The organism is Streptomyces sp. NBC_01463 (assembly GCA_036227345.1).
Classification (GTDB): domain Bacteria; phylum Actinomycetota; class Actinomycetes; order Streptomycetales; family Streptomycetaceae; genus Streptomyces.
Window position 1 is genome coordinate 7007088 of sequence record CP109468.1, and the last position, 23009, is coordinate 7030096.

Annotated in this window: 16 protein-coding genes and 3 rRNA genes; 16 read left to right on the forward strand and 3 right to left on the reverse strand. The window is 69.3% G+C overall.

The annotated features are described in order from the left end of the window. The first annotated feature begins 26 nt into the window (after window positions 1-26). The 6 genes from OG521_30955 (at window position 27) to OG521_30980 (ending at window position 8871) form a co-directional block, all read left to right on the forward strand. Window positions 27-668 carry a DNA-3-methyladenine glycosylase gene (locus OG521_30955; GenBank protein ID WUW24949.1) on the forward strand — a complete coding sequence of 214 codons (642 nt, stop codon included), beginning with the start codon at window positions 27-29 and terminating at the stop codon, window positions 666-668. Window positions 669-1249: 581 nt separating this feature from the next. Next, window positions 1250-2775 (forward strand): 16S ribosomal RNA (locus OG521_30960). Between the two features lie 311 nt (window positions 2776-3086). Continuing rightward, window positions 3087-6211: ribosomal RNA gene (locus OG521_30965) — 23S ribosomal RNA — on the forward strand. Window positions 6212-6322: 111 nt separating this feature from the next. Next, window positions 6323-6439, forward strand: a 5S ribosomal RNA gene (gene rrf / locus OG521_30970). Together the 16S, 23S and 5S rRNA genes form the textbook arrangement of a ribosomal RNA operon. A gap of 348 nt (window positions 6440-6787) precedes the next feature. Beyond that, window positions 6788-8098, forward strand: a complete 1311-nt coding sequence (locus OG521_30975; GenBank protein ID WUW26954.1) for a hypothetical protein — start codon at window positions 6788-6790, stop codon at window positions 8096-8098. Then, window positions 8098-8871, forward strand: coding sequence for a tetratricopeptide repeat protein (locus OG521_30980; protein WUW26860.1), 774 nt, complete (start codon window positions 8098-8100; stop codon window positions 8869-8871). Before OG521_30975 ends, OG521_30980 begins: the two co-directional genes overlap by 1 nt. Window positions 8872-8933: 62 nt before the next feature. On the opposite strand, the gene OG521_30985 is transcribed toward OG521_30980, so the two are convergent. Beyond that, complete coding sequence (locus OG521_30985; protein WUW24950.1) at window positions 8934-10220, reverse strand: DUF1015 domain-containing protein; 1287 nt, start codon at window positions 10218-10220, stop codon at window positions 8934-8936. Window positions 10221-10293: 73 nt separating this feature from the next. Here OG521_30985 and OG521_30990 point away from each other — a divergent pair, with 73 nt between their 5' ends. From OG521_30990 to OG521_31005, 4 genes are all read left to right on the forward strand, one after another. After that, the gene (locus OG521_30990; GenBank protein WUW24951.1) at window positions 10294-11322 is read left to right on the forward strand and encodes an HAD-IIA family hydrolase; all 1029 of its coding nucleotides are present in this window, start codon (window positions 10294-10296) and stop codon (window positions 11320-11322) included. Between the two features lie 249 nt (window positions 11323-11571). Next, complete coding sequence (locus OG521_30995; protein WUW26861.1) at window positions 11572-12531, forward strand: iron chelate uptake ABC transporter family permease subunit; 960 nt, start codon at window positions 11572-11574, stop codon at window positions 12529-12531. A gap of 92 nt (window positions 12532-12623) precedes the next feature. After that, the gene (locus tag OG521_31000; protein ID WUW26862.1) at window positions 12624-13613 is read left to right on the forward strand and encodes an iron chelate uptake ABC transporter family permease subunit; all 990 of its coding nucleotides are present in this window, start codon (window positions 12624-12626) and stop codon (window positions 13611-13613) included. 113 nt (window positions 13614-13726) lie between these two features. After that, window positions 13727-14542: an ABC transporter ATP-binding protein gene (locus OG521_31005; protein ID WUW24952.1), complete on the forward strand. Its 816-nt coding sequence runs from the start codon at window positions 13727-13729 to the stop codon at window positions 14540-14542. 80 nt (window positions 14543-14622) lie between these two features. Here the strand turns inward: OG521_31005 and OG521_31010 are convergent, their stop codons facing one another. Next, complete coding sequence (locus OG521_31010) at window positions 14623-14970, reverse strand: SCP2 sterol-binding domain-containing protein (protein WUW24953.1); 348 nt, start codon at window positions 14968-14970, stop codon at window positions 14623-14625. A gap of 43 nt (window positions 14971-15013) precedes the next feature. On the opposite strand from OG521_31010, the gene OG521_31015 reads away from it, so the two are divergent. From OG521_31015 to OG521_31035, 5 genes are all read left to right on the forward strand, one after another. Then, the gene (locus OG521_31015; protein WUW24954.1) at window positions 15014-15355 is read left to right on the forward strand and encodes a hypothetical protein; all 342 of its coding nucleotides are present in this window, start codon (window positions 15014-15016) and stop codon (window positions 15353-15355) included. Between the two features lie 7 nt (window positions 15356-15362). Beyond that, window positions 15363-16178 (forward strand): TlyA family RNA methyltransferase, encoded by an 816-nt coding sequence (locus tag OG521_31020; GenBank protein ID WUW24955.1) that lies wholly within the window; start codon window positions 15363-15365, stop codon window positions 16176-16178. Then, the gene (locus OG521_31025) at window positions 16175-17080 is read left to right on the forward strand and encodes an NAD kinase (protein ID WUW24956.1); all 906 of its coding nucleotides are present in this window, start codon (window positions 16175-16177) and stop codon (window positions 17078-17080) included. The genes OG521_31020 and OG521_31025 overlap by 4 nt, the downstream gene beginning before the upstream one ends. Before the next feature lie 95 nt (window positions 17081-17175). Then, window positions 17176-18921 (forward strand): DNA repair protein RecN, encoded by a 1746-nt coding sequence (recN, locus tag OG521_31030; protein ID WUW24957.1) that lies wholly within the window; start codon window positions 17176-17178, stop codon window positions 18919-18921. Between the two features lie 231 nt (window positions 18922-19152). Next, window positions 19153-20250 carry a glycosyltransferase family 4 protein gene (locus OG521_31035; GenBank protein ID WUW24958.1) on the forward strand — a complete coding sequence of 366 codons (1098 nt, stop codon included), beginning with the start codon at window positions 19153-19155 and terminating at the stop codon, window positions 20248-20250. 13 nt (window positions 20251-20263) lie between these two features. Here the strand turns inward: OG521_31035 and OG521_31040 are convergent, their stop codons facing one another. Further along, complete coding sequence (locus OG521_31040) at window positions 20264-21889, reverse strand: PucR family transcriptional regulator (GenBank protein WUW24959.1); 1626 nt, start codon at window positions 21887-21889, stop codon at window positions 20264-20266. A 269-nt stretch (window positions 21890-22158) separates the two neighbouring features. Between OG521_31040 and OG521_31045 the strand changes: the two genes are divergently transcribed. After that, window positions 22159-22995: a sulfurtransferase gene (locus OG521_31045; protein WUW26863.1), complete on the forward strand. Its 837-nt coding sequence runs from the start codon at window positions 22159-22161 to the stop codon at window positions 22993-22995. The last annotated feature ends 14 nt before the right edge of the window (window positions 22996-23009 follow it).

The window sequence follows — 23009 nt, forward strand, 5'->3', positions numbered from 1 at the left end:
GTCGGTTCCCGGTAACCTCGGACGTCATGATCGATGGCCAGGACCGTACGCCGCTGACGCGGGACTTCTTCGACCGCCCCGTCCTGGAGGTGGCACCGGACCTCCTGGGCCGGACCCTGGTCCGCAGCACGCCGGACGGCCCGATCGAACTGCGGCTCACCGAGGTGGAGGCGTACGCGGGGGAGATCGACCCCGGCTCCCACGCCTTCCGCGGCCGGACGCGGCGCAACGGCGTCATGTACGGACCCCCCGGCCATGCGTACGTCTACTTCACCTACGGCATGTGGCACTGCCTCAACCTGGTGTGCGGCCCGGAGGGCATGGCGAGCGGTGTCCTGCTCAGGGCCGGCGACATCCGTACGGGCGCCGACCTCACCCGCAAACGTCGGTTCTCGGCCCGCAATGACCGAGAACTGGCCAAAGGGCCGGCCCGTCTCGCGACGGCGCTCGACATCGACCGGGCACTCGACGGCACGGACGCCATCGCCCACCCGGGTGCCGACCTCTCCGTACTGCGGGGCACCCCACCACCGCGCGACCAGGTACGCAACGGTCCGCGCACGGGTGTGGGCGGTGACGGGGCGACACATCCCTGGCGTTTCTGGATCGACGGAGACCCCACGGTGAGCCCGTACCGGGCCCATGCGCCGCGCCGACGGTCAACTTGACTCGCCCTTGGGGGACGCCTAATGTAGTCCGAGCCGCTTGACACGGGTACAGCTTCTGGTTCGGTCCATCGGATCGCACGCCGAGCAACTCGAAGTGGCCAACCACTACCTACGACTCACCCTCTGGGTGCGGATTTCGGCATGCCGAAATCCGGTCTGATGACTCGATTATGAGTCACCGGGGGAATCGGCTAAAGTAGTGAACACGCCGAAAGGGAAAGCGCGAAAGCGAATTCCTGGAAAGCGGTAAATGCGAGGCCCGCTTCGACCGGGAATCGGACACGAAAGAGTCTGATAGAGTCGGAAACGCAAGACCGAAGGGAAGCGCCCGGAGGAAAGCCCGAGAGGGTGAGTACAAAGGAAGCGTCCGTTCCTTGAGAACTCAACAGCGTGCCAAAAGTCAACGCCAGATATGTTGATACCCCGACCTGCTTCGGCAGGTTCGAGGTTCCTTTGAAAGTCCTAGCAGGCCTTTACCGGCCTGGTAGGCAATGAACACAGCGAGGACACAGTGAACGGTCGGTCTTATTCCGACCTGACCGTTCCGCTCTCGTGTGTGTCTACCCGATTACGGGAAAACATTCACGGAGAGTTTGATCCTGGCTCAGGACGAACGCTGGCGGCGTGCTTAACACATGCAAGTCGAACGATGAAGCCTTTCGGGGTGGATTAGTGGCGAACGGGTGAGTAACACGTGGGCAATCTGCCCTTCACTCTGGGACAAGCCCTGGAAACGGGGTCTAATACCGGATAATACTTTCTCTCTCATGGGGGAAGGTTAAAAGCTCCGGCGGTGAAGGATGAGCCCGCGGCCTATCAGCTAGTTGGTGGGGTAATGGCCTACCAAGGCGACGACGGGTAGCCGGCCTGAGAGGGCGACCGGCCACACTGGGACTGAGACACGGCCCAGACTCCTACGGGAGGCAGCAGTGGGGAATATTGCACAATGGGCGAAAGCCTGATGCAGCGACGCCGCGTGAGGGATGACGGCCTTCGGGTTGTAAACCTCTTTCAGCAGGGAAGAAGCGAAAGTGACGGTACCTGCAGAAGAAGCGCCGGCTAACTACGTGCCAGCAGCCGCGGTAATACGTAGGGCGCAAGCGTTGTCCGGAATTATTGGGCGTAAAGAGCTCGTAGGCGGCTTGTTGCGTCGGTTGTGAAAGCCCGGGGCTTAACCCCGGGTCTGCAGTCGATACGGGCAGGCTAGAGTGTGGTAGGGGAGATCGGAATTCCTGGTGTAGCGGTGAAATGCGCAGATATCAGGAGGAACACCGGTGGCGAAGGCGGATCTCTGGGCCATTACTGACGCTGAGGAGCGAAAGCGTGGGGAGCGAACAGGATTAGATACCCTGGTAGTCCACGCCGTAAACGTTGGGAACTAGGTGTTGGCGACATTCCACGTCGTCGGTGCCGCAGCTAACGCATTAAGTTCCCCGCCTGGGGAGTACGGCCGCAAGGCTAAAACTCAAAGGAATTGACGGGGGCCCGCACAAGCAGCGGAGCATGTGGCTTAATTCGACGCAACGCGAAGAACCTTACCAAGGCTTGACATCGCCCGGAAAGCCGTAGAGATACGGCCCCCCTTGTGGTCGGGTGACAGGTGGTGCATGGCTGTCGTCAGCTCGTGTCGTGAGATGTTGGGTTAAGTCCCGCAACGAGCGCAACCCTTGTTCTGTGTTGCCAGCATGCCCTTCGGGGTGATGGGGACTCACAGGAGACTGCCGGGGTCAACTCGGAGGAAGGTGGGGACGACGTCAAGTCATCATGCCCCTTATGTCTTGGGCTGCACACGTGCTACAATGGCCGGTACAATGAGCTGCGATGCCGCGAGGCGGAGCGAATCTCAAAAAGCCGGTCTCAGTTCGGATTGGGGTCTGCAACTCGACCCCATGAAGTCGGAGTTGCTAGTAATCGCAGATCAGCATTGCTGCGGTGAATACGTTCCCGGGCCTTGTACACACCGCCCGTCACGTCACGAAAGTCGGTAACACCCGAAGCCGGTGGCCCAACCCCTTGTGGGAGGGAGCTGTCGAAGGTGGGACTGGCGATTGGGACGAAGTCGTAACAAGGTAGCCGTACCGGAAGGTGCGGCTGGATCACCTCCTTTCTAAGGAGCACTTCTTACCGGACCTCGGTTCGGTCAGAGGCCAGTACACCGGCGAATGTTCGGTGCTGGTTGCTCATGGGTGGAACGTTGACTATTCAGTACCTGGTGGTTCAACCGGGTCGTAAGTACTGCTCCTCGGAGCGTGGAAAACGAACCGATTGAATTCCGGGTACTGGGCGCGCTGTTGGGTGTCTGAAGGTATGGCCGTAAGGCTGCCTTCAAACGCCGGCCCCAGTGAACTCGCCTGTAAGGGCGGGGTGATGGGTGGCTGGTCGTTGCTTGAGAACTGCACAGTGGACGCGAGCATCTGTGGCCAAGTTTTTAAGGGCGCACGGTGGATGCCTTGGCACCAGGAACCGATGAAGGACGTGGGAGGCCACGATAGGCCCCGGGGAGCTGTCAACCAAGCTTTGATCCGGGGGTGTCCGAATGGGGAAACCCGGCAGTCGTCATGGGCTGTCACCCGCTGCTGAACACATAGGCAGTGTGGAGGGAACGAGGGGAAGTGAAACATCTCAGTACCCTCAGGAAGAGAAAACAACCGTGATTCCGGGAGTAGTGGCGAGCGAAACTGGATCAGGCCAAACCGTATGCGTGTGATACCCGGCAGGGGTTGCGCATGCGGGGTTGTGGGATCTCTTTTTCATAGTCTGCCGGCTGTGAGACGAGTCAGAAACCGTTGATGTAGGCGAAGGACATGCGAAAGGTCCGGCGTAGAGGGTAAGACCCCCGTAGCTGAAACATTAACGGCTCGTTTAAGAGACACCCAAGTAGCACGGGGCCCGAGAAATCCCGTGTGAATCTGGCGGGACCACCCGTTAAGCCTAAATATTCCCTGGTGACCGATAGCGGATAGTACCGTGAGGGAATGGTGAAAAGTACCGCGGGAGCGGAGTGAAATAGTACCTGAAACCGTGTGCCTACAAGCCGTGGGAGCGTCGCGCATCGAGTTTACTCGGTGCGTCGTGACTGCGTGCCTTTTGAAGAATGAGCCTGCGAGTTTGCGGTGTGTTGCGAGGTTAACCCGTGTGGGGAAGCCGTAGCGAAAGCGAGTCCGAATAGGGCGATTTAGTAGCGCGCTCAAGACCCGAAGCGGAGTGATCTAGCCATGGGCAGGTTGAAGCGGAGGTAAGACTTCGTGGAGGACCGAACCCACCAGGGTTGAAAACCTGGGGGATGACCTGTGGTTAGGGGTGAAAGGCCAATCAAACTCCGTGATAGCTGGTTCTCCCCGAAATGCATTTAGGTGCAGCGTCGTGTGTTTCTTGCCGGAGGTAGAGCACTGGATAGGCGATGGGCCCTACCGGGTTACTGACCTTAGCCAAACTCCGAATGCCGGTAAGTGAGAGCACGGCAGTGAGACTGTGGGGGATAAGCTCCATAGTCGAGAGGGAAACAGCCCAGAGCATCGACTAAGGCCCCTAAGCGTACGCTAAGTGGGAAAGGATGTGGAGTCGCAGAGACAACCAGGAGGTTGGCTTAGAAGCAGCCACCCTTGAAAGAGTGCGTAATAGCTCACTGGTCAAGTGATTCCGCGCCGACAATGTAGCGGGGCTCAAGCGTACCGCCGAAGTCGTGTCATTCATACACATATCCCCAACGGGAGTATGGATGGGTAGGGGAGCGTCGTGTGCCGGGTGAAGCAGCCGCGGAAGCGAGTTGTGGACGGTTCACGAGTGAGAATGCAGGCATGAGTAGCGATACACACGTGAGAAACGTGTGCGCCGATTGACTAAGGGTTCCTGGGTCAAGCTGATCTGCCCAGGGTAAGTCGGGACCTAAGGCGAGGCCGACAGGCGTAGTCGATGGACAACCGGTTGATATTCCGGTACCCGCTTTGAAACGCCCAATACTGAATCAGGCGATGCTAAGTCCGTGAAGCCGGCCCGATCTCTTCGGAGTTGAGGGTAGTGGTGGAGCCGACGAACCAGACTTGTACTAGGTAAGCGATGGGGTGACGCAGGAAGGTAGTCCAGCCCGGGCGGTGGTAGTCCCGGGGTAAGGGTGTAGGCCGTGTGGTAGGTAAATCCGTCACACATTAAGGCTGAGACCTGATGCCGAGCCGATTGTGGTGAAGTGGATGATCCTATGCTGTCGAGAAAAGCCTCTAGCGAGTTTCATGGCGGCCCGTACCCTAAACCGACTCAGGTAGTCAGGTAGAGAATACCGAGGCGTTCGGGTGAACTATGGTTAAGGAACTCGGCAAAATGCCCCCGTAACTTCGGGAGAAGGGGGGCCATCACTGGTGAGGGAACTTGCTTCCTGAGCTGGGGGTGGCCGCAGAGACCAGCGAGAAGCGACTGTTTACTAAAAACACAGGTCCGTGCGAAGCCGTAAGGCGATGTATACGGACTGACGCCTGCCCGGTGCTGGAACGTTAAGGGGACCGGTTAGCTGACTTTCGGGTCGGCGAAGCTGAGAACTTAAGCGCCAGTAAACGGCGGTGGTAACTATAACCATCCTAAGGTAGCGAAATTCCTTGTCGGGTAAGTTCCGACCTGCACGAATGGCGTAACGACTTCTCGACTGTCTCAACCATAGGCCCGGTGAAATTGCACTACGAGTAAAGATGCTCGTTTCGCGCAGCAGGACGGAAAGACCCCGGGACCTTTACTATAGTTTGATATTGGTGTTCGGTTCGGCTTGTGTAGGATAGGTGGGAGACTTTGAAGCGGCCACGCCAGTGGTTGTGGAGTCGTCGTTGAAATACCACTCTGGTCGTGCTGGATGTCTAACCTGGGTCCGTGATCCGGATCAGGGACAGTGTCTGATGGGTAGTTTAACTGGGGCGGTTGCCTCCTAAAGAGTAACGGAGGCGCCCAAAGGTTCCCTCAGCCTGGTTGGCAATCAGGTGTTGAGTGTAAGTGCACAAGGGAGCTTGACTGTGAGACCGACGGGTCGAGCAGGGACGAAAGTCGGGACTAGTGATCCGGCAGTGGCTTGTGGAAGCGCTGTCGCTCAACGGATAAAAGGTACCCCGGGGATAACAGGCTGATCTTCCCCAAGAGTCCATATCGACGGGATGGTTTGGCACCTCGATGTCGGCTCGTCGCATCCTGGGGCTGGAGTCGGTCCCAAGGGTTGGGCTGTTCGCCCATTAAAGCGGTACGCGAGCTGGGTTTAGAACGTCGTGAGACAGTTCGGTCCCTATCCGCTGTGCGCGTAGGAATATTGAGAAGGGCTGTCCCTAGTACGAGAGGACCGGGACGGACGAACCTCTGGTGTGCCAGTTGTCCTGCCAAGGGCATGGCTGGTTGGCTACGTTCGGAAAGGATAACCGCTGAAAGCATCTAAGCGGGAAGCCTGCTTCGAGATGAGTATTCCCACCAACTTGATTGGTTAAGGCTCCCAGTAGACGACTGGGTTGATAGGCCAGATGTGGAAGCCCGGTAACGGGTGGAGCTGACTGGTACTAATAGGCCGAGGGCTTGTCCTCAGTTGCTCGCGTCCACTGTGTTGTTCCCGGGTTGCGAACAGTTATCGCACCGGTTGAACAGCTTCACTACTTAATTGAAAAGTGTGCTTGTTCGCTAGAACCCGATAGGGTTTCGGTGGTCATTGCGTTAGGGAAACGCCCGGTTACATTCCGAACCCGGAAGCTAAGCCTTTCAGCGCCGATGGTACTGCAGGGGGGACCCTGTGGGAGAGTAGGACGCCGCCGAACAATCTTTGAAGGACCCTTGGTCCCAGCGTTCAACGCTGGGACCAAGGGTCCTTTTTGTTTTGCCGAAGCGCGTCGGTTGACCGGCTGCGCAAGAATGTCTGTAGTACCCGATGACAGGAGCCCCACCGATGTCCACCAACTCTCCCGACGATCGTTCGGAGCGCGAGCCGCGTCGCCGGGACGGCGGTGACCGGGGCGGCTTCAGCGGCGGTCGTGACGACCGGTCGGGCGGCCAGCGTCGGGACAACGACCGCGGCGGCAACCGTCGTGACGACAGCCGGCCCACCAGCGGTGGCGGTTTCCGTCGCGATGACAGTCGGCCGACCAGTGGTGCTGGCGGCTTCCGCCGTGACGACCGTGACCGGGACCGTGCGCCCCGTCGTGATGACAACCGCGGTGGTGGCTCCTCCGGCGGTGGGTTCCGTCGTGACGACAGCCGGCCGACCAGCGGTGGTGGCGGCTTCCGCCGCGATGACCGTGCGCCCCGGCGTGACGACAACCGCGGCGGTGGCTCCTCCGGCGGCGGGTTCCGGCGTGACGACAACCGCGGCGGTGGCTCCTCCGGTGGTGGCTTCCGTCGCGATGACAGCCGTGGTGGTCCTTCCTCCGGTGGTGGGTTCCGTCGTGATGACCGGGCTCCGCGTCGTGATGATGACCGTGGTGGGCGTCCCAGTGGTGGGTTCGAGCGGCGCGATGACCGGCCGCGTGGGCCGCGTCGCGACGACGACAACCGCAGCGGCGGCTTCCGCCGCGACGACCGTGATCGGGACCGTGCGCCCCGCCGTGACGACAACCGCGGTGGTGCCTCCTCCGGTGGTGGCTTCCGGCGTGACGACAACCGCGGCGGTGGCTCCTCCGGCGGCGGGTTCCGGCGTGACGACAGCCGTGGTGGTCCCTCCTCCGGTGGTGGCTTCCGGCGCGATGACAGCCGTGGTGGTCCCTCCTCCGGCGGTGGGTTCCGTCGTGATGACCGGGCTCCGCGTCGTGATGATGACCGTGGTGGGCGTCCCAGTGGTGGGTTCGAGCGGCGTGACGACCGGCCGCGTGGGCCGCGTCGCGACGACGACAACCGCAGCGGCGGCTTCCGCCGCGACGACCGTGACCGGGACCGTGCGCCCCGCCGTGACGACAACCGCGGTGGTGCCTCCTCCGGTGGTGGCTTCCGGCGTGACGACAACCGCGGCGGTGGCTCCTCCGGCGGCGGGTTCCGGCGTGACGACAGCCGTGGTGGTCCCTCCTCCGGCGGCGGGTTCCGTCGTGATGACCGGGCTCCGCGTCGTGATGATGACCGTGGTGGGCGTCCCAGTGGTGGGTTCGAGCGGCGTGACGACCAGCCGCGTGGGCCGCGTCGCGACGACAACCGCAGCGGCGGCTTCCGCCGCGACGACCGCGGTTCCAGTGGTGGCGGCTTCCGCCGCGATGACAGCCGTGGTTCCGGTGGCGGCGGTTTCCGGCGTGACGACAGTCGTGGTGGCTCCTCAGGTGGTGGCTACCGTGGGCAGCGTGACGACCGGGGCAGCAGCGGCGGCTACCGCGGGCGTGACGACCGCGGTGGTTACGAGCGCCGGGACGACCGGGACCGCGAGCCGATCAAGCGGCTTCCGATCCCTGACGACGTCACCGGTCACGAGATCGACAAGGACGTCCGCCAGGAGCTGATGAGCCTGCCGAAGACCCTGGCCGAGGACGTGGCCAGGAACCTCGTCATGGTGGCCCGGCTGATCGACGAGGACCCCGAGCAGGCGTACGCGTACTCGCGCATCGCCCTGCGGCTGGCCTCGCGTGTGGCCGCGGTGCGGGAGGCGGCCGGATTCGCCGCGTACGCGACGCAGAAGTACGCGGAGGCGCTGGCGGAGTTCCGGGCGTCCCGGCGGATGACCGGTTCCGTGGAGCTGTGGCCCGTGATGGCCGACTGCGAGCGCGGACTGGGCCGGCCCGAGCGGGCGATGGCCATGGCCGGCGAGCCCGAGGTGCAGAAGCTGGACAAGGCCGGTCAGGTCGAGATGCGTCTGGTGGCTGCCGGGGCCCGCAGGGACATGGGGCAGATCGACGCCGCCATCGTGACGCTGCAGAGCTCCGAGCTCGCGTCCAGCGCCGTGCACCCCTGGACGCCCCGCCTGCGCTATGCGTACGCGGACGCGCTGCTGGCCGCAGGGCGTGAGGACGAGGCGCGCGAGTGGTTCGGCAAGGCTCTTGAGGCCGACAAGGACGGTTCCACGGACGCGTCGGACCGGCTTGCCGAGCTGGACGGGGTCGAGTTCGTCGATGCTCTCGGTGACGACGAGGACGAAGCCCCCGCCCCCGCCGCCGAGGCGCCGGTCGTTGTCGTCGAGGTGGACGACATCGACGACATCGACGACATCGACGACGCCGATGAGGACGAGGACGAAGAGGACGACGCCGATGAGGACGATGGTCCCGTCAAGGCGTAGCGCGTAGGAAGAGGGCGGCACCCCGCGGGGTGCCGCCCTCTTCTGCGTTCGGGGCAGGGCCGTCAGTCGAGGGGCAGGCTGCGCAGGACCAGGCCGGTGGCGGGTTTGGGGCCGAAGGAGGTCGACTTGCGCGGCATGGTCACGCCCTGGCGGGCCAGGTCCCGTACGACTTCTTCGCGTACCGGATGCATCAGCACCGCCGTGGCGTTGTGGCGCTCGGCCTGTTCGACGGCTGCCGCGGTGTCGTGGATGTAGGCGATGTGCGCCGGGTCGTCGGGGATGCGCCAGACATGGTCGAGCAGTGCCGAATGCAGAACCGTCGCGTCGAGGGTGCGCCAGGCGGCCGGGCGGTCCGCCGGAACGGTATGGGTGAGCAGGGCCTCGTCGGGGCGGTCGATCAGGTGGAAGCCGCCGTCGCCGGCCAGCAGGAAGGCGTTGCCCTCGGCCGCCGCGCCGGCCAGGGCGTCCAGGGCCCGGGGGAGCGGACCCTCGACGGTGCGGACCCGGAACAGACCGGTGAGCGCGGCGAGCGCGTCGGCGACGGGCAGTCCGCGCAGCAGCCGGTGGATGGAGCGGACCCGCAGCGGGTAGCGCGCCGTGTCGACGAGGAGGACCAGGCCGAAGTCCCACGGGCCGGGCTCGGCGTGCTCCTGCTGGAGCCGGAGGTAGGTGGCCCAGCGGTGGTGGCCGTCGGCGATCAGGGCCTGGTGGCCGGCCAGGTCCGTCTCGATCTCCGTGCGGTCGGCCGGGTCGGTGACCGCCCACAGCCGGTGGCTGAAGCCGTCCTCGGTGGTGGTCGCGAGCAGCGGCGGGCGGGAGACCGTCCGCTCGATGACGCCGCTCGCGCCCGTATCGGCGCTGTCGTCGGCGTCGCTGCGGTAGGTCAGCAGCAGGGGTTCGAGATGGGCCTCGGTGGTGCGCATCAGGTCGGCGCGGTCCTCGACGACATCGGCCATCACGTCCTCGTGCGGGAGGACGACGCCGTCCGCCGGGCCCGAGAGCGCCAGCGCGCCGACTACGCCGCGTTGCAGGATCTCGTCGTTGCGCTGCTCGTACACATAGAGCGCGGGCTCGGGATCGGGGGCGAGGACTCCCTCCGCCAGCCAGCGGTTCAGGGTCGCCGCGGCCTGCTGGTGGCGGGCGGACGCGGTGTCGGCCTGCGGCAGGATCAGCCGCACGATGTTGTGCGGATCAGCCGATTCCAGGTGGAGCAGGCCGTCGGGCCGTACGACCACGTCGTACGGGGGCGAGGTCACCGCGGCGAGACTGCCGACCCGTTCGGGGACGTACCGCAGTCCACGGAACGGAATCAGACGCAGTCCCTCGTCCGCCGGGCCTCGTGTGTTCATTTCTGCATCGTATGTGCGCTCCGCGGATGCGCGATGATCGGGGGATACGCAGGCAATGAGGAGCGCGGGATATATGAGTCAGGCGAGCAGGACCAGGCCGAGCGGCAGCAGCACCGCGTTGAACGAGGCGTACGACACGGCTCTGCTCGATCTTGACGGGGTGGTGTACGCGGGCGGGCAGGCGATCGGCCATGCGGTCGAGGCGCTCGGCACCGCGCGGGACGGTGGGATGCACCTGGCGTACGTGACCAACAACGCGCTGCGGACCCCGGCGGCGGTGGCGGAGCATCTGACCGAGCTCGGGGTGCCGGCCGAGTCCGCCGACGTGATCACTTCGGCGCAGGCCGTGGCGCGGCTGATCGCCGATCAGCTGCCCGCGGGGGCGCGGGTGCTGGTGATCGGCGGCGAGGGACTGCGGGTGGCGCTGCGGGAACGCGGTCTGGTGCCGGTGGAGTCGGCGGACGACGACCCGGTCGCGGTGGCGCAGGGATACGGCGGGCCCGACATGACGTGGGGCCGGTTCGCCGAGGCGTCCTACGCGGTCAACAGCGGGCTGCCGTGGTTCGCCTCCAACACCGACCTGACCATTCCGAGCGCCCGGGGGATCGCTCCGGGCAACGGGGCCGCCGTGGAGGTCGTACGGATCGCGACCGGCGCCGAGCCTCAGGTGGCCGGGAAGCCGCTGCCGCCGATGCACCGGGAGACGGTGCTGCGGACCGGGGCGAAGCGGCCGCTGGTGGTCGGGGACCGGCTCGACACGGACATCGAGGGGGCGTTCAACGGGGGAGTGGACTCCCTGCTGGTGCTCACCGGAGTGACCGACGCGGCGCAGCTGGTGGCCGCGGTGCCCGAGCACCGGCCGACGTACGTCGACGCGGACCTGCGCGGTCTGCTGACGGGTCAGCCCGAGGTGACGCGTACGGACGAGGCCCACACCTGCGGCGGCTGGACGGCCTCCGTCCGGGGCGACGCACTGCTGCTGGAGGGTGACGGGGACGCGCTCGACGGTCTGCGGGCCCTGTGCGGAGCGGCGTGGTCGCACGCCGGGGACGGGGCGTGCGGGCTGGAAGCGGAGAAGGCCGTGGCCCGGCTGGGGCTGTAGGGCGACGGGCGGATCCGGCCCTGAGCTTCCGCTTCCCGGCTCCGGATGCCGGCCTTCGGCTTCCGGTTTCCGCGGGGGAGCGGGGCTCGCGGCCGACGAGGTGGGCGGCCGGACCGAGCTCACAGGAGGGTAGGCTAGCCTAACCTCGTGTTGGTTGAGAGTCCCCCGAACCCGAGCGCAGGCCCGATAGCCGCCCCTGCCAAGGCCGCGCCCCGCAGACGTCACGCGGTACGTGCCGCAGGCCTCCTGGTGGCGCTGGCCCTACTGGTGCTGGTGTGCCTGGCGAGTATCGCGATCGGCGCCAAGGCGCTGCCGCTCGCGGACGTCTGGCACGGGCTGTTCCACTACGGGGGGAGCGGCGACGACGTCCTCGTACGGCAGGTGCGCATCCCCCGGACCGTGCTCGGACTGATCGTCGGTGCGGCGCTCGGGCTCGCCGGCGCGGTGATGCAGGCCCTGACCCGCAACCCGCTGGCCGAGCCCGGACTGCTCGGCGTCAACTCGGGCGCGTCCGCGGCGGTCGTCACCGCCATCAGCTTCTTCGGCGTCACCTCGCTGACCGGATACGTCTGGTTCGCCTTCGCCGGAGCCGCGATCGTCTCGGTCGCCGTGTATCTGCTCGGCGGCAGCCGGTCCGCCACTCCCGTACGGCTCGCGCTCGCCGGGACGGCGGTCACCGCCGCGCTGTACGGCTACGTCAACGCGGTGCAGCTGCTGGACTCGGCGGCGCTGGACCGGCTGCGGTTCTGGACCGTCGGCTCGCTGGCCTCCGCGAACACGGAGACGCTCGGCAAGGTGTGGCCCTTCATCGCGCTCGGTGTGCTCCTCACCCTGTTCATCGCGCGGCCGCTCAACGCCCTGGAGATGGGCGACGACACCGCACGGTCCCTCGGCGCCCATCTGACCCGGACCCGGGTCCTCGCCATGCTCGCCGTCACCCTGCTGTGCGGGGCGGCGACGGCCGCGTGCGGCCCGATCGTCTTCATCGGGCTGATGATCCCGCACCTGGTGCGGGCGATCACCGGTCCCGACATGCGGTGGATCCTGCCGTACGCGGCCGTGCTCTCCCCGGTGCTGCTGCTCGGCGCGGACGTGGTCGGCCGGGTCATCGCCAGGCCGTCCGAACTGCAGGTCGGCATCGTCACCGCGCTGCTCGGCGGTCCCGTCTTCATCCACCTCGTACGACGCAAGAGGATGTCCCAGCTGTGAAGGCCACCCAGGAGACGGCGGACACGAAGGCGGCGGCGGGGGCCGCCCGTTCGGTGAGGGCCGTGCGGACCGCCGGAGGCTACTCGTTCCGGATGAACGTCCGGGCGGCCCTGGTCGTGCTGGTGCTCGCGGTCGTCGCGGCCGGGGCGGCGGTCGTCCTCATCGGCAGCGGCGACTTCTCGATGACGCCGGGCGAGGTCGTCACCACACTCTTCGGACACGGCACCTTCCAGCAGGAGTTCATCGTCACGGACCTGCGCCTGCCGCGGGTGCTGGTCGGGCTCCTCGTCGGTGCGGCGCTCGGTGCCGGTGGCGCCGTCTTCCAGACCATCTCCCGCAACCCGCTCGGCAGCCCCGACGTGCTCGGCTTCGGCCAGGGCGCCACCGTGGGCGCGCTGACCGTGATCGTCCTCTTCCAGGGCGGGGCGGCTGCGGTCGCGGGCGGTGCGGTCGTCGGCGGTCTGCTCACCGGCGTCGCCGTCTACCTGCTGGCGTGGAGACGCGGGGTGCACGGCTTCCGGCTCGTCCTGGTCGGCATCGGCGCGGCCGCCATGCTCACCGCCGCCACCCAGTACCTCATCACCAAGGCCAACCTCGTCGACGCGACCCGTGCGGTCGTCTGGATGACCGGATCGCTCGACGGCCGGGACTGGGCGCAGGTCTGGCCGCTGCTCGTGGTCTGCGGCCTGCTCCTCCCGCTGGTGTTCGGGCACGGGCCCGCGCTGCGGATGCTGGAGATGGGCGACGACGCGGCGTACGCGCTCGGTGTACGGGTGGAGCGGACCCGGCTCGTCCTGATGGGCTCCGCCGTGCTGCTCGTGGCCGTCGCCACGGCCGCCGCCGGGCCGATCGCGTTCGTCTCGCTCAGCGCCCCGCAGCTGGCCCGCCGGCTGACCCGTTCGACCGGCCCCAACCTGGTCGCCGCGACCTTCATGGGGGCGGCGCTGCTGCTCGTCGCCGACTGGATCGCGATGGAGGCGTTCGGCGACCGGCAGCTTCCCGTCGGTGTGGTCACCGGAGTGCTCGGTGGCTGCTATCTGGTGTGGCTCCTGGTGACCGAGCGCAAGGCGGGGCGGATATGACTCCCGGCTCCCCTTCCGAATCCGGCTCCGCGACAGCCTCTGCCTCCGGCTCCGAATCCCGTTCCGATGCCGTACCCCCTTCCCCCGACTCGACCCACCCCCGGAGTACGACCATGCAGCGCCTCACCGCGGACTCGGTGACCCTCGGCTACGACCAGCGGGTCATCGCGGAGAACCTCTCGGTCGAGATCCCCGACCACTCGTTCACCGTGATCGTCGGCCCCAACGCCTGCGGGAAGTCGACGCTGCTGCGGGCGCTCTCCCGGATGCTGAAGCCGACCCGGGGCCGGGTGCTGCTCGACGGGCAGACGATCCACAGCCTGCCCGCGAAGAAGGTCGCCCGGACCCTCGGCCTGCTGCCCCAGTCCTCGATCGCACCGGACGGCATCACGGTGGCGGACCTCGTGGCCCGGGGACGCTATCCGCACCAGGGGCTGCTGCGGCAGTGGTCGCCCGAGGACGAACGCATTGTCGAGGAATCGATGGCGGCGACCGGTGTCGGTGCGCTGGGTGATCGCTATGTCGACGAATTGTCCGGCGGTCAGCGCCAGCGCGTCTGGATAGCGATGGCGCTCGCGCAGCAGACGCCGCTGCTGCTGCTGGACGAGCCGACGACGTACCTCGACATCCAGCACCAGATCGACGTCCTCGACCTGTGTGCGGAGCTGCACGAGACGCAGGGCCGCACGCTGGTGGCGGTCCTGCACGACCTGAACCACGCCGCCCGCTACGCGACACACCTGATCGCCATGCGGGAGGGCGAGGTGGTCGCGGAGGGCGCGCCGGGAGAGATCGTCACCGCGGAGCTCGTGGAGCGGGTGTTCGGGCTGCGGTGCCAGGTGATCCCCGACCCGGAGACGGGGACGCCGCTGGTGGTGCCGGCCGCGCGGAAGCGGTCGGTGCGGGCGGCGGTGTCCGGGGGAGTGTGACCTGCGACCGCGCCTTGTCCTCCATCGCCCGACGGGCTTGAAGAGGTGTCCTCAGCCGCCGGACGGGCTGGTTGTGGCCCTCACAGCAGGGATCTGAGTTTCAGGAGGTCGCGGAAGCCGGCCTCCAGGCGGACTCGGCCCGAGCCCCAGGCCTTGGCGAAGTTCAGCTCGCCGTCCACCATCGCCACCAGGTCGTCCCCGGTCATCGCGAGGCGGATCTCCGCCTTCTGCGCGGGCGGGCCCTCGACCGTGTCCAGGACCTGGATCCGGCCGCCGGCCAGGCGGCCGGTGAACGTGACGTCGAGGTCCTTGATGTGGCAGCTGAGCGAACGGTCGAGCGCGGCCGCGCTGCGCACGTCGCCGTCGGCCCCCGCGAGGTTGTCGGAAAGTCTTTCGAGTGCGCTGCGGCACTCCGCCATGGTCGCCATCGTGATCGACGGTACCGCAGCCCTTCGAGGTAGCGTTTCCCGCATGAGCGACTCGATGCCGGGGCCGGACACGGCCGCCGGAACCGCGCCCGCGCAGACGGCGCAGGACGCCCCGCAGGAGCCGTCGGCCCCCGTGCCGCACCTGCCCGCGGACCCCGCGCCCCTCGGCGTCGTACGCACGCCCACGGGCCACGCCGAGGTGGACGCGCGGCTGGAGCGTCTGGCCGATGCGGACCACCTCCCGGCGGACGGACACATCGAGGTGTACGAGGATGTGCACGGGGCCCTGCGCGACGCGCTGACCGCGCTGGACGCCCGGCCCGGACCCGCGCCGGTGCCCGCGCCGACGCCCTCGTACAACAACTCGTACAACAACAGGAGCTGAACCGAACGTGGCAGGAGTGGCCCGTCGCCGCCTCGACGCCGAGCTGGTGCGCCGAAAGCTGGCCCGCTCGCGCGAGCATGCGAGCCAGCTGATCGCCGCAGGACGGGTGACCGTCGGCGGCAACACCGCGACCAAACCGGCCACCCAGGTCGAGACGAGTGCCGCCGTCGTCGTCACCAAGGACGACAGCGACCCCGAGTACGTCTCGCGGGGCGGCCACAAACTGGCGGGCGCCCTCGCCGCCTTCGTCCCGCTCGGGCTGGAGGTCGCGGGACGGCGCGCGCTGGACGCCGGGGCGTCGACCGGCGGGTTCACCGATGTGCTGCTGCGCGCCGGAGCCGCCCGCGTCCTGGCCGTGGACGTCGGCTACGGGCAGCTCGCCTGGTCGCTCCAGTCCGATGAACGCGTCACCGTCAAGGACCGTACCAACGTGCGGGAACTGACCCTGGAGGCGATCGACGGGGAGGCCGTGGACCTGGTGGTGGGCGATCTGTCGTTCATCCCGCTCGGGCTCGTCCTGCCCGCCCTGGCGCGCTGCGCCGCCCCGGACGCCGACCTGGTCCTCATGGTCAAGCCGCAGTTCGAGGTCGGCAAGGAGCGGCTCGGCAGCGGCGGAGTGGTGCGCAGTCCGGAGCTGCGCGCCGAGGCGGTCCGGGAGGTGGCCCGCCGGGCCTGGGCGCTGGGCCTGGGGGTCCGGGGTGTGACGGCGAGCCCGTTGCCCGGGCCGTCGGGGAATGTCGAGTACTTTCTGTGGCTGCGGGCCGGAGCACCTGAACTGGATCCCGCGGATGTCGACCGTGCAGTGGCGGAGGGGCCTCGTTGACGACGAATGCGGCACGAACAGTCTTTCTTTTGGCGCACACCGGCCGGCCGGCCGCGATCCGCAGCGCCGAGCTCGTCGTCCAGGGGCTGCTCCGCAGCGGCCTGGGCGTGCGGGTCCTGGCCCATGAGGCGGCCGATCTGCCGCTGCCGCCGTCCGTCGAGACCGTCACCGATGCCACGCCCGAGGCGGTCAACGGCTGCGAGCTGCTGATCGTTCTCGGCGGCGACGGGACGCTGCTGCGCGGCGCCGAACTCTCGCGCGCCTCCGGCGTGCCGATGCTCGGCGTCAACCTCGGCCGGGTCGGCTTCCTCGCCGAGGCCGAGCGCGACGACCTCGACAAGGTCGTCGACCGGGTCGTCACCCGGGCGTACACCGTCGAGGAACGCATGACGATCGACGTCCTCGTGCACAGCAACGGCACCGTCGTGCACACCGACTGGGCGCTCAACGAGGCCGCCGTGCAGAAGGTGTCGCCCGAGCGGATGCTGGAGGTCGTGCTGGAGATCGACGGCCGGCCGGTGACCGGGTTCGGCTGCGACGGCATCGTGTGCGCGACGCCCACCGGCTCGACCGCGTACGCCTTCTCGGCCGGCGGTCCCGTCGTCTGGCCCGAGGTCGAGGCACTCCTCATGGTCCCGATCAGCGCCCACGCCCTGTTCGCCAAGCCGCTGGTGACGTCACCGACCTCGGTGCTCGCCGTCGAGGTCCAGCCGCACACCCCGCACGGAGTGCTGTGGTGCGACGGGCGCAGGACCGTGGAACTGCCCGCCGGCGCACGCGTCGAGGTGCGGCGCGGCGCCGTGCCCGTCCGGCTGGCCCGGCTGCACCAGGCGTCCTTCACGGACCGGCTGGTCGCCAAGTTCGCCCTGCCGGTGTCGGGGTGGCGGGGCGCACCGCACTGACCCCGGGCCGGGGGTCACGGGAGCGCGGCGCACCACTCGATCCGGCTCCGTGACCCCGGCCCGTGTGCGCGCGGGCCACGAAACCTCGTATGGTCATGTCCGTGTTGGAGGAGATGCGGATACGGTCGCTCGGAGTCATCGACGACGCGGTGGTGGAGCTGTCACCCGGTTTCACCGCGGTGACCGGTGAGACCGGCGCGGGCAAGACCATGGTCGTCACCAGCCTGGGGCTGCTGCTCGGCGGACGTGCCGACCCCGCCCTGGTGCGGATCGGTGCCAAGGCCGCCGTCGTCGAGGGCCGGATCACGGTGGCCGAGGGCGACGCCGCGGCGCTGAGGGCCGAGGAGGCCGGGGCCGAGATCGAGGACGGTGCGCTGCTCATCAGCCGTACCGTTTCCGCGGAAGGGCGCTCCCGGGCCCATCTCGGCGGCAGATCCGTGCCGGTCGGCGTGCTGGCCGAACTCGCCGACGAACTCGTCGCCGTGCACGGCCAGACCGACCAGCAGGGGCTGCTCAAGCCGGCCCGGCAGCGGCAGGCCCTGGACCGGTACGCGGGCGACGGCGTCGCCGGACCCCACGCCAAGTACGCGGCGGCCTACCGGCGGCTGCGCGAGGTCGCCGGTGAACTCGACGAGCTGACGACGCGCGCCCGCGAGCGCGCCCAGGAAGCCGATCTGCTGCGCTTCGGGCTGAACGAGGTCGCCGGCGTCGAACCGCTGCCCGGCGAGGACACCGAGCTCGCCGCCGAGGCGCAGCGGCTCGGTCACGCCGACGCGCTCGCCTCCGCCGCCGCCCTCGCGCACACCGCGCTGGCCGGCAACCCGGAGGACCAGGAGGCCGTCGACGCGACGACCGTCGTGGCAGCGGCCCGGCAGGCCCTGGACGGGGTCCGCGCCCACGACCCGGCCCTCGCCGCGCTCGCCGACCGGGTCGGCGAGATCTCCATCCTGCTCGCCGACGTCTCCGGCGAACTGTCCGGGTACGCGGACCAGCTGGACTCCGATCCGCTCCGGCTCGCCGCGGTGGAGGAGCGGCGGGCCGCGCTCACCGGTCTCACCCGCAAGTACGGCACGGACATCGCCGCCGTCCTGGCCTGGGCCGAGGACGGGGCCGCCCGGCTCACCGAGCTGGAGGGCGACGACGACCGGATCGGCGAACTCACCGCGGAGCGGGACGCGCTGCGCACCGAACTCTCCGGCCTCGGCCAGGCACTGACGGACGCCCGCACGGCGGCCGCCGCGCTGTTCGCCGAAGCGGTGACCGCGGAACTCGCCTCCCTCGCCATGCCGCACGCCCGGGTCTCCTTCGACATCCGGCAGACCGAGGCGGCCGACGAGGCGTCCGGCATCGAGATCGGCGGACGCAACGTGGCCTACGGCCCGTCCGGCGCCGACGAGGTCGAACTGCTGCTGGCCCCGCACCCCGGCGCCCAGCCCCGGCCGATCGCCAAGGGCGCCTCGGGCGGTGAGCTGTCGCGGGTGATGCTCGCCGTCGAGGTGGTCTTCGCCGGGTCCGACCCGGTACCCACCTATCTCTTCGACGAGGTGGACGCGGGCGTCGGCGGCAAGGCGGCCGTCGAGGTCGGCCGCCGGCTGGCCAAGCTCGCCAGGTCGGCGCAGGTCGTGGTCGTCACGCACCTGCCCCAGGTCGCCGCGTTCGCCGACCGGCAGCTGCTGGTCGAGAAGACCGTGGACGGCTCGGTCACCAGGAGCGGTGTCACCGTCCTGGAGGGCGAGGACCGGGTGCGGGAGCTGTCCCGGATGCTCGCGGGCCAGGAGGACTCCGAGACGGCCCGGGCGCACGCGGAGGAACTGCTGGCCACGGCGCGGGCGGACGGATAGCACCCGTGCGGAGGTGACCGCGGTGTCCGGGGGCTGCCCGGAGCTCCGCGATTTCACCCGTGCGGGTGGTGCGCCACGCCCGGTTTGTCGCGGTGCGTACCGGCGTAACGGTTCGGCCGTGCCGGAACGTGCGTACGGACTGGCATCCTTGGCGGTGTACGGAGAGGGCCCGACGCCACCGATCGCGGGGCCTTCTTGCCGCCGACTCCGGAGCCCCGGGAGCCATTCAACGTGTCACAGCTGCGTACGGTCCAAGTGCTCGGCGGCGGCAGTGCGGGCAGCAGCGCCCACGTCGGATCGCTGGCCGCCGGACTGGTCGCGCGAGGCGTGCAGGTCACCGTCTGCGCGCCGGCCGCACTGGACCGCGTCTACGAGTTCTCCGCCACGGGGGCCGGCTTCGTGCCCGTGCCGCGGCGCAGTGACCCCGCCGCCGTCGGCGCGCTGCGCGCCGCCTGCGCCGGTGCGGACGTCGTGCACGCGCACGGACTGCACGCCGCCGTGCGGGCCGCTCTGGCGCTCGGTGGCCGCCGCGTCCCGCTCGTCGTCACCTGGCACACCCGGGCCCATGCCGAGGGCGCCCGTCGCCGGCTGCTGCACCTGCTGGAGCGAAGGGCCGCCCGGGCGGCGTCCGTTGTGCTCGGCGCGTCGTCCGACCTGGTCGACCGGGCCAGGCGGCGCGGCGCGCGCGACGCCCGCCTCGCGCCCGTCGCCTCTCCCGCGCCGCGTGTCCCTGCGCCCGCCCCCGACGGCAAGCTGAGGGCCGAACTCGGCGCGGTGGAAAGGCCGTTGATCATGGCGGTGGGCAGTCTCGTACCGCAGTACGGGTACGGCACGCTGCTCGACGCGGCACGCGCGTGGCGCCGGCTGGACCCCGTACCCCTGCTGGTCATCGCGGGCGAGGGGCGGGAGCGGGCGGCGCTGCGGCGCCGGATCAAGGCCGAGGACCTGCCCGTCTCGCTGATCGGCACCCGTACCGACATCGCCGAACTCCTGGCCGTCGCCGACCTGGTCGTGCTGTCCAGCCGCTGGGAGGCCCGTTCGGTACTGGCCCAGGAGGCGCTGCGGATCGGGGTGCCGCTGGTCGCCACCGCGGTCGGCGGGATCCCCGAACTCGTGGGCGACGCGGCCGAACTCGTCCCGTACGGGAACGCGGAGGCGCTCGCCCGGACGGTGTCCCGGCTGCTCGGCGATCCGGCGGCACGGGAGCGGCTGGCGGCCGCCGGGCCCCGGCAGGCGGCGAGTTGGCCGACCGAGGACGACACGATCGCCCAAGTGCTGAGTGTGTACGACGAGTTGGTCCAGCCGCTCGGGACGGCCCGCAGCCACTGAGAGCCGTCAGTACTTAGGTGGTGTGGCGGCGGGCGCGCAGGGCCAGGCTCAGCGCCAGGACGGCCTGCGGGTCGTCCAGGTCGGTGCCGAGGAGTTCACCGATGCGGGCCAGCCGGTTGTACAGCGTCTGACGGTTCAGGTGCAGTTCGCGGGCCGTCTCCGCCTTGCGGCCCGCATGGGCCAGATACGTCTCCAGCGTGGGCAGCAGCGGCGGGCGCGAGGTGCGGTCGTGATCGCGCAGCGGGCCGATCGCCCGCTCGACGAACGCCGCCAGGTCCGGATGGTCCCGCAGCCGCCACAGCAGCAGATCGATGTCGAGGCGCCGCGCGTCGTACCAGGGCCGGTCGTCGAGCCCCTGCGCCGCCGTAGCCGTCTCCGCCGCGTGCCGCAGCCCGGCCCCGGCCGCCCCCCAGCCACCCGGCACACCGACCACCACGACCGGCGGATGGGAGCCCGCCCGTTCCAGACCGGCCCGCTCCACCCCGGCCCGCAGCGCCGCGGCGACCCGGTCGGCCACCGCCGTACGCTCCGACTCGGTGCGCAGCCCCAGCAGCAGCGGCACCCGGCCCTCCACCGGCCGCACCCCGAGCAGCACGGGCACGCCCACCGAGGACAGCTCCTCCAGGACCGCGCGCGCCAGCAGCGCCCAGTTGCCGGAGGGGGAGAGCTCCGGGGCCAGCCGCATCACCACGGGCAGCAGCGGCATCTCGCCCGGCTTGAAGCCCAGCACCCGGGCCTGCGCCGGGGCGTCCTCGGGGGTGATGCGCCCCTCCGCGAGATCGGTCAGGAAGTCGCCGCGGCCGCGCGCCGCGAGCTCCTCCTCCTGGCGGGCCTGCATCAGCACCACCGCGAGGAGGCCCGCCGCCCGCTCCGCCGCCATCCGGTGCACCGTCACCAGCGGACCGTCCACGGCCAGCAGGACCAGTCTGGCCCGCACCGAACCGGCCCCCGGCCCGCCGCCGGGCACATCCACCAGCAGCGCGCTCGCGGGCGGCGACTCGCGGGCCGCCCGGCCGCCGCGCATCCCGTCCCAGACCTGGAGCGGGTCGGCGGAGACCGGTCCGGACTCGGTGCCCGCCGCGTACAGCAACTGGCCGTCGGCCGTCTCCAGGAAGACCGGATTGGCGGTGAAGTCCGCCAGGATGCCGAGCACCTGGGGCACCCCGCCGCCACCGAGCAGCGCCACGGTGCAGCGCCGGTGCACCTCCTCGGCCCGCTGCAGGAGGGCGTAGTGCCCGTTGACGATCTCGGTGTGGATCTCCTCCGTCACCGTCACGAACGGCACCTCGCGGTGCAGCTGGACCAGCGGCAGCCCCGCCGCGCGCGCCGCGTCCACGATCGACGCCGGCAGTCTGCTGAAGCGCGGGCCGAGCTCCACGACGAGGGCGGCGATGCCGCGGTCGGCGAGCCGGCGGACGAAGGCGCGCTGTTCGGCCGGGCGGGTGCCGAGGCCGAGACCGGTGGTGAGGAGCAGCTCGCCGCCCTTGAGCAGCGAGGCGATGTTGGGGACCTCGCCCGCGTGCACCCAGCGCACGGTGCGGCCGAGCCGGTCGGAGCCCGCCACCACCTCGGGGAGCCCGCTGCGCAGCCCGGGAAGCTCAAGGGCACGCTGCACGGTGATGCCGCCTTGGGTCTCCACTGGCTCTGGCCTCGCACTTCGGTCGGATCGGGCGGGCGGCCGCCCCGTCGCGGTCGCCCTGGTCAGGAAGGTACCGGCCCGGGGCGCCGACGGCTCCGCCGGGGCGGTGGGCCGTTGACAGGACCGGAGCCCGCTGCGATCTTGAAAATCCGGTACCGGGACGAGGGGGACGAAGCGTGGACGACGAGGTGCTGTCGTACGGGGACGGAGACGGGAGCGAGGACGGGGACGGTCACCGGGCGGGCGGGGGCCGGCCGCACGGCGCCGCCCTGCCCGGGCCGCTGGTCGGCGCCGACTGGCTCGCCGCGCGGCTCGGGGCGCCGGGGCTGCTGGTGCTGGACGCCTCGGTCGGCGCGAACCGGGGGAGCGCCCGGCGGATCGCGGGGGCGCGCCCGTTCGACATCGACGGCGCGCTCTCCGACCACTCGGGTCCGCTGCCCCACACGATGCCCGGTGCCGCCCGGTTCACCGAGGAGCTGCGCGCCCTCGGCCTCGACGACGGCGACACGGTCGTCGTCTACGACGCGGTGGGTATCTACTCCAGCGCCCGGGCCTGGTGGATGCTCCGGGCGATGGGCTTCGACCGGGTCGCGGTGCTCGACGGGGGCCTGCCCGGCTGGACGGCCGCCGGACTGCCGGTGGAGAGCGGCGCGCCGGGCGCCGCGGAGCGCGGTGACTTCACCGCGAGGCCGCGTACGGGGCTGTTCGCCGGAGCCGACGAGGTGGCGGCGGCCCTGGCCGACCCGGCGGCCGCGGTCTTCGACGCGAGGGCCCGGGAACGGTTCGCCGGTACGGCTCCCGAGCCGCGCGCGGGGCTGCGCGGCGGCCATATGCCCGGCGCGGTCAATCTGCCGTTCGGCGAGATCCAGCGGGACGGCCGGATGCTGCCGGCCGCCGAGCTGCGCGCCGCGTTCGGTGCTCTGGCCGGCGACCGGGAGCGGCTGTACTTCAGCTGCGGATCGGGTGTCACCGCCTGCGTGCTGACGCTGGGGGCGGAGCTGGCCGGATACCGCGAGAACGCGGTGTACGACGGGTCCTGGAGCGAGTGGGGGCTGCCGTCGGAGCTCCGCCCGGTCGAGACGGGCCCGGGGCCGCAGACCGGCTGACGGCGGCGTTCCGC